Genomic DNA, 5,588 nt, shown 5'->3' on the forward strand with positions numbered 1-5,588 from the left:
CCACCACATCGCAGCGTGGCACCTCGCGCCAGCGCGCCCTGCTGCTCGCCACAACGCTGGTGATCGCAGGCCTTGGCACAAGTTCCTGCACCACCGGCGACGTCTTCGCGCTCCAGCCGGCCGTCGATGTCGGCTCGCAGACAGCCTCCTTGCCCGTGGTCGAGGTAGCACCCCAATCGGTGCCTGTGGCCATGGCTGCAGCGCCGCAGCCAGACATGGCGATGATGGCCACCGCACCCCAGGCCATCGAGCCGACGCTCGACGCCCAGGCGCAATCCATGCCCGAGATCACCGCTGCCGCGCCGCCACCCGCACAGACCGTTGCTGCGCCACGGCCCGTCCAGACCGCGGCCCTTGTCCCGGCGCGCGGGCTGCAGGCATTGGTGCCGTCCAATCCCCAAATGGTCGCCTATCCCAAGCTCGACGATCCCTMGGAGCGGCCGCAGACAGCACCGATGCGGCCCGCCGTCATGCCAGCCGACGAGGTCGACTGCCGCGCCGACTTGAAGAAGCTCGACGTGCAATATCGCGACCTGCCGCCGATCAGTGACGGTGCTGCCTGCGGCATCGACTACCCGGTCAAGGTCTCGGCCATCGGCTCGGTACAGATGAAGCCCGCCGCTACCGTCACATGCGCCATGGCGGCGAGCTTCGCCGCCTGGACCAAGCGCGACCTGGTGCCGGCGGCGCGCCTGCGCTACTTCTCCGGCGTCAAGACCATCCACCAGGGTTCGAGCTATTCCTGCCGCAAGATCGCCGGTTCGCGGACCTTGTCAGAACACGGCAAGGGCAACGCGCTCGACATCATGCGCATCGAGCTCAACAGCGGCCGCGACATCGACGTCAAGAAGCCCGGCCTGTTTGCCTTCCGCACCCGCGGCTTCCTCAACACCATTCGCGCCGACGGCTGCAGCTATTTCAACACCGTGCTTGGCCCCGGCTACAATTACGACCATCGCAACCACTTCCATTTCGACATCAAACAGCGCCGAAACGGCTATCGCGCCTGCCGCTAAACTCGATTACCTGCCGATGGGGCTAAACCAACCCAGGATTTGCCCCTTCATCGAATTCGCGATAGAAAGTCGGTTCAATCCATTTGCGACGGCTGCATCCGATGGCGGGGAAACTGCGTAGACAGGCGACCCTGTGGTTTGCGGCCCTTTGTGCGGCCTATCTTGGGCTTGCCTATTTCGCCGCCCCCGAATTCTGGTCCTTCCACATCCTGCGCGACGACCTCAAGCCCGCCGCCCTGATGACGACCACCCCTGACGGCATTCCCGGCGACCCCATCAATGTCAGCCTGGTGGGCACGGAAGAAGATGTCATCGAGGCCTTCGCTGCTGCCCACTGGGACCGCGCAACCAGCCTATCCGTGAAATCCGACATCAAGATCGGCGAAAGCGTGCTGCTTGACCGGCCTGACGTCAACGCCCCTTTTCAACGCTGCTGTTTGACGGTCGCCGCGAGGACCTCGCCTTCGAAAAACCGGTTGGCAAAAGCRCTGAYCAGCGTCACCACGTCCGCCTCTGGGTGACATTTACGCCGGGTACTGACGGCCGGCCGACGTGGTACGGTTCGGCGAGCTTCGATCGCGGCGTCGGCCTCAGCCACGACACCGGCCAAATCACGCACCACATCGCGCCCGACATCGACGCCGAACGCGATTCGCTGATCCACGATCTCACCGCTGCCGGACAAACCGAGGCAGTCAAGACGATACCCGGCATAGGCTTCACAAGCGCCGGTCGTAACGGCGGTGGCGATCCCTACTTCACTGACGGCAAGGTGCTGATGGCGGTTCTTGTACCCCACAAGTAGCGCTGCCATCGCCACAGCACTGCCAAACTGTATTTTCGCTGCCGTCCTTTCGAAGGGGCAGAAGGAATGCTATGCAGCGACCATCATGTTATATGCTGAAATCGGTATCGTGGTCGTCCTCATCTGTGTGAACGGCCTTCTGGCAATGTCCGAGCTTGCCATCGTTTCTTCCCGCCCGGCGCGCCTCAAGGCGATGATCGACCGCAACATCAAGGGTGCAGGACGCGCACTCGACCTCGGCGCCAACCCGGGCAAGTTCCTGTCGTCGGTGCAGATTGGCATCACGCTGGTCGGCGTGCTGTCAGGCGCCTTTTCCGGCGCAACGCTCGGCCAGCGGCTGAGCGGCATGCTTGCAGAGTACGGCCTGCGCGCCGGTCTCGCCGATGCGCTCGGTGTCGGCATCGTCGTCGCCGTCATCACCTATGGTTCTCTGATCATCGGCGAACTGGTGCCCAAGCAAATCGCCCTGCGCGACCCCGAGGGTGTCGCCGTCCGTGTCGCGCCCGCAATGGCGCTGCTTGCCAAGATCGCAGCCCCGCTGGTCTGGCTGCTCGACATTTCCGGCCGTTCGGTGCTGTGGCTGCTTGGCCAGCGCGGCGAGAGCGAGGAAAAGGTCACCGACGAGGAGATCAAGATGCTGGTCGCCGAGGCCGAGCATCACGGCACCATCGAATCCGACGAGCGCCGCATGATCGCCGGCGTCATGCGCCTGGGTGACCGCGCCGTGCGCGCCGTCATGACCCCGCGCACCGAGGTCGACTGGATCAATCTCCAGGCCGACGAGGCTGTCACCCGCAAGCTTCTGATGGAAACCCAGCATTCGCGCCTGCCGGCCGGCGAAGGTTCGGTCGACGCCATGGTAGGCGTGATCCAAAGCCGCGAGTTGCTCGCCTCGCTGCTCGCTGGCCGCGCCTTCGATCCGCGCAAGCACGTGCGCACAGCCCCCATCGTCCACGATCAGGCCGATGCGCTCGACGTGCTCGCCACGCTCAAGCAGTCCGATGTGCCGATGGCGCTGGTCCATGACGAATACGGCCATTTCGAAGGCGTCGTTTCGCCAGCCGACATTCTAGAGGCCATCACCGGCGTGTTCCGTTCCGACCTCGATGAGGACGATGTCGACAACGCCGTCCAGCGCGAGGACGGCTCCTGGCTGCTCGCCGGCTACATGCAGGCCGACGAAATGGCCGACCAGCTCAACATCGACCTGCCGGAGAACCGCGACTACGAGACCGTCGCCGGCTATGTGCTGTCGCACATGCACCACCTGCCCGCGACCGGCGAATGCGTCGWTGCGCAGGGCTGGCGTTTCGAGGTCGTCGATCTCGACGGCCGCCGCATCGACAAGGTTTTGGCTTCCCGCCTGCCCGGCAGCCAGCGCGAGCCGGTAAGGTAGGGTATTCGCTATGCTACGCCTGGACCGCTGAGAGCTATTCGGCCAGCGGTCGATCATTGTCCTGGACCGCCACCGATATTCAACCGTCACGACATGGCAACTGCTCCGGCGGTTCAAGTCACCCGACCCACAGGCATGAAAAAAGGGCGGCACAAGGCCGCCCGGAAATTCCTTGGGAGGAAACTTGCTGCTCAGGCTGCCTTGGCTTCTTCGGCAAGCACGTCAGCTTCACGCGCGATCTTCAGCGCCTTCGCCCACCAGGTGATCTCTTCGATCAGCCCGTTGGCCGCCTGGTTGAGATGTTCGAAGTCGGAAAGCTTCTTTTCACCCTGGCGAACCGCCAGGAAGTCAGCCCAGACGATGTGGACGGCGGCCTTTGTCGGCGCCATCTGCAATTCCACCGCATGCATGCGCAGCTGCTCGACGGCACGTGCGCCACCGACGCCGCCATAACCGACGAAGCCGGCGGGCTTCTTGTTCCACTCCTTGGCGGCATAATCGAGCGCGTTCTTCAGCACGGCGGTCGGGCCATGATTGTATTCGGCGGCGGTGAAGATGAAGCCGTCGAACTCGGCGACCTTCTTTTGCCAGCGCTGGGCAACCTCATTCTGGGACGGCACCCAGGCGGACGACGCCACTTCATCGAAGAAGGGCAGCGGGAAATCTCTTAGGTCAACGATTTCGACCTCGATATCGCCGTGGGATTTTGCGATCTTGGCAATCCACTCGACTGGCGTGTCTGCAAAGCGTGCGGCGCGCGTCGAGCCGACGACGATGGCAATCTTGGGTTTGGACATGGCAGGAACCTTTCGGGCGTGAGTATCGGAGCGATACTGGTAACTAATGGATACCGACGCTATATAGGTGACTGAAAAACCCCTGCACAAGGAGGCACTTTTTTGATACCGAGGCACCCGCACCGCACCGAGGATTGCCGCGCCGTCAGCGATATCCTGCAGCGTGTCGGCGACAAATGGACCGTGCTCGTCGTCGGCAAGCTCGGCGACGGACCGATGCGTTTCAACGAGTTGCGCCACGGCGTCGGCGGCATCTCGCAAAAGATGCTGACCACCACGCTGCGCGGGCTCGAACGCGACGGCTTTGTCACCCGCACCGTATTTCCCACAATCCCGCCGCGCGTCGATTATGAACTGACCGATCTCGGCCGCGAGCTGCTCGTTCCCGTCAACGCACTTGGCGAATGGGCGCGCCTCAACCAGCGCCGCGTCGCCGAGGCACGGACGAAGTTCGACGCGGCGGCGGTGTAGACCAGCGTTTGAAGTGCGTCCTTCGAGGCTCGCCCTTCAACGCCGCGCGTGATTGTTCAGGGCGGTGTCGGGCTCGCACCTCAGGATGAGGACCCTCGGAGCTTCGTAGTCGCCAGGCTTTGAAATCTCAGTGCCTTAACGAAAAGAGCTCAAAGAAGGCCGCGCGGCGGTCCTCATCCTGAGGTGCGAGCCCGACACAACGTCCGAGGCTATCGATGGTTTCGGCGGCCAAGCCTCGAAGGACGCACGATCATTCCGCAGGCACCGGCTTGGGCTTGCCCTCGCCGTCGAGCGCCACCATCACGAAATCGGCGTGGGTCACCTTCTCCATCAGGTCGGAGAGGTAGCGCTGCGCCCAGGCTTCGACCTTAAGCGTCATCGAGGTGCGGCCGACGCGCTCGACATGGGTGTAGATGCACAGCGTGTCGCCGATCTTCATCGGCTTGGCGAAGGCCATCTCCTTGACCGCCGCCGTCACCACGCGGCCCCGCGCTCGCTCGGCGGCGCGGATGCCGCAGGCAAGGTCCATCTGCGCCATCACCCAGCCGCCGAAGATGTCCCCGGCAGCGTTGGCGTCCGATGGCATGGCCAGCGTCCTGAGTGTCAGTTCGCCGTGCGGCCGGCCGTCCGCATATTGCACCATCGCCTCACTCCAGGATTCGCATGTTGTAGCTCAACCCGTATCGTCCGGGCCGCGCGGGCGTCAACACCGCTTGGCCTGTCAAAAGCCGTCGCATATTTCACAGGCCATGCCGTAACCTCCGGTGATGCTCGCCCGGGCCGGCGCTAGTCTTGCTCCGACATCAAATGCCATCCGGGCGGCCAGCGTTCCCATGCAGACTTACGATTTCATTGTTGTCGGCTCTGGCTCTGCTGGTTCTGTCGTTGCCGAGCGCCTTTCCGCAAGCGGCCGCCACTCCGTACTGGTGCTCGAAGCAGGCGGCAGCGACCGACGTTTTTTCGTCCAGATGCCGCTCGGCTACGGCAAGACCTTCTTCGACCCTGAAGTGAACTGGAACTACGCCGCCGAGCCCGATCCCGGCCTTGCCGGCAATGCCGATCACTGGCCGCGCGGCAAGATCCTGGGCGGATCGAGCTCGATC

Annotated in this window: 6 protein-coding genes and 1 pseudogene; 5 read left to right on the forward strand and 2 right to left on the reverse strand. The window is 63.6% G+C overall.

Translation table 11 applies throughout. The features are described from left to right. Positions 1 to 221: 221 nt before the first annotated feature. The 3 genes and pseudogenes from AC1DWF_RS29655 to AC1DWF_RS29665 all read left to right on the forward strand — a co-directional run bounded on the left by AC1DWF_RS29655 (position 222) and on the right by AC1DWF_RS29665 (position 3,217). The gene (locus AC1DWF_RS29655; RefSeq protein ID WP_476842400.1) at positions 222 to 1,016 is read left to right on the forward strand and encodes an extensin-like domain-containing protein; all 795 of its coding nucleotides are present in this window, start codon (positions 222 to 224) and stop codon (positions 1,014 to 1,016) included. A gap of 101 nt (positions 1,017 to 1,117) precedes the next feature. After that, positions 1,118 to 1,821: pseudogene (locus tag AC1DWF_RS29660) on the forward strand (LssY C-terminal domain-containing protein). An 85-nt stretch (positions 1,822 to 1,906) separates the two neighbouring features. Beyond that, positions 1,907 to 3,217, forward strand: a complete 1,311-nt coding sequence (locus AC1DWF_RS29665) for a hemolysin family protein (protein WP_476842398.1) — start codon at positions 1,907 to 1,909, stop codon at positions 3,215 to 3,217. A 191-nt stretch (positions 3,218 to 3,408) separates the two neighbouring features. Here the strand turns inward: AC1DWF_RS29665 and AC1DWF_RS29670 are convergent, their stop codons facing one another. After that, complete coding sequence (locus tag AC1DWF_RS29670) at positions 3,409 to 4,014, reverse strand: NADPH-dependent FMN reductase (RefSeq protein ID WP_476782788.1); 606 nt, start codon at positions 4,012 to 4,014, stop codon at positions 3,409 to 3,411. Between the two features lie 102 nt (positions 4,015 to 4,116). Here AC1DWF_RS29670 and AC1DWF_RS29675 point away from each other — a divergent pair, with 102 nt between their 5' ends. Further along, positions 4,117 to 4,485, forward strand: coding sequence for a winged helix-turn-helix transcriptional regulator (locus AC1DWF_RS29675; RefSeq protein WP_476782789.1), 369 nt, complete (start codon positions 4,117 to 4,119; stop codon positions 4,483 to 4,485). 250 nt (positions 4,486 to 4,735) lie between these two features. On the opposite strand, the gene AC1DWF_RS29680 is transcribed toward AC1DWF_RS29675, so the two are convergent. Beyond that, positions 4,736 to 5,128, reverse strand: coding sequence for an acyl-CoA thioesterase (locus tag AC1DWF_RS29680; RefSeq protein ID WP_476788029.1), 393 nt, complete (start codon positions 5,126 to 5,128; stop codon positions 4,736 to 4,738). Positions 5,129 to 5,318: 190 nt separating this feature from the next. Here AC1DWF_RS29680 and AC1DWF_RS29685 point away from each other — a divergent pair. Further along, positions 5,319 to 5,588: NAD(P)-binding protein (locus AC1DWF_RS29685; RefSeq protein ID WP_476842399.1), on the forward strand; the 270-nt coding region annotated here is incomplete at its 3' end.

This window comes from Aminobacter sp. P4_D5 (assembly GCF_056401815.1).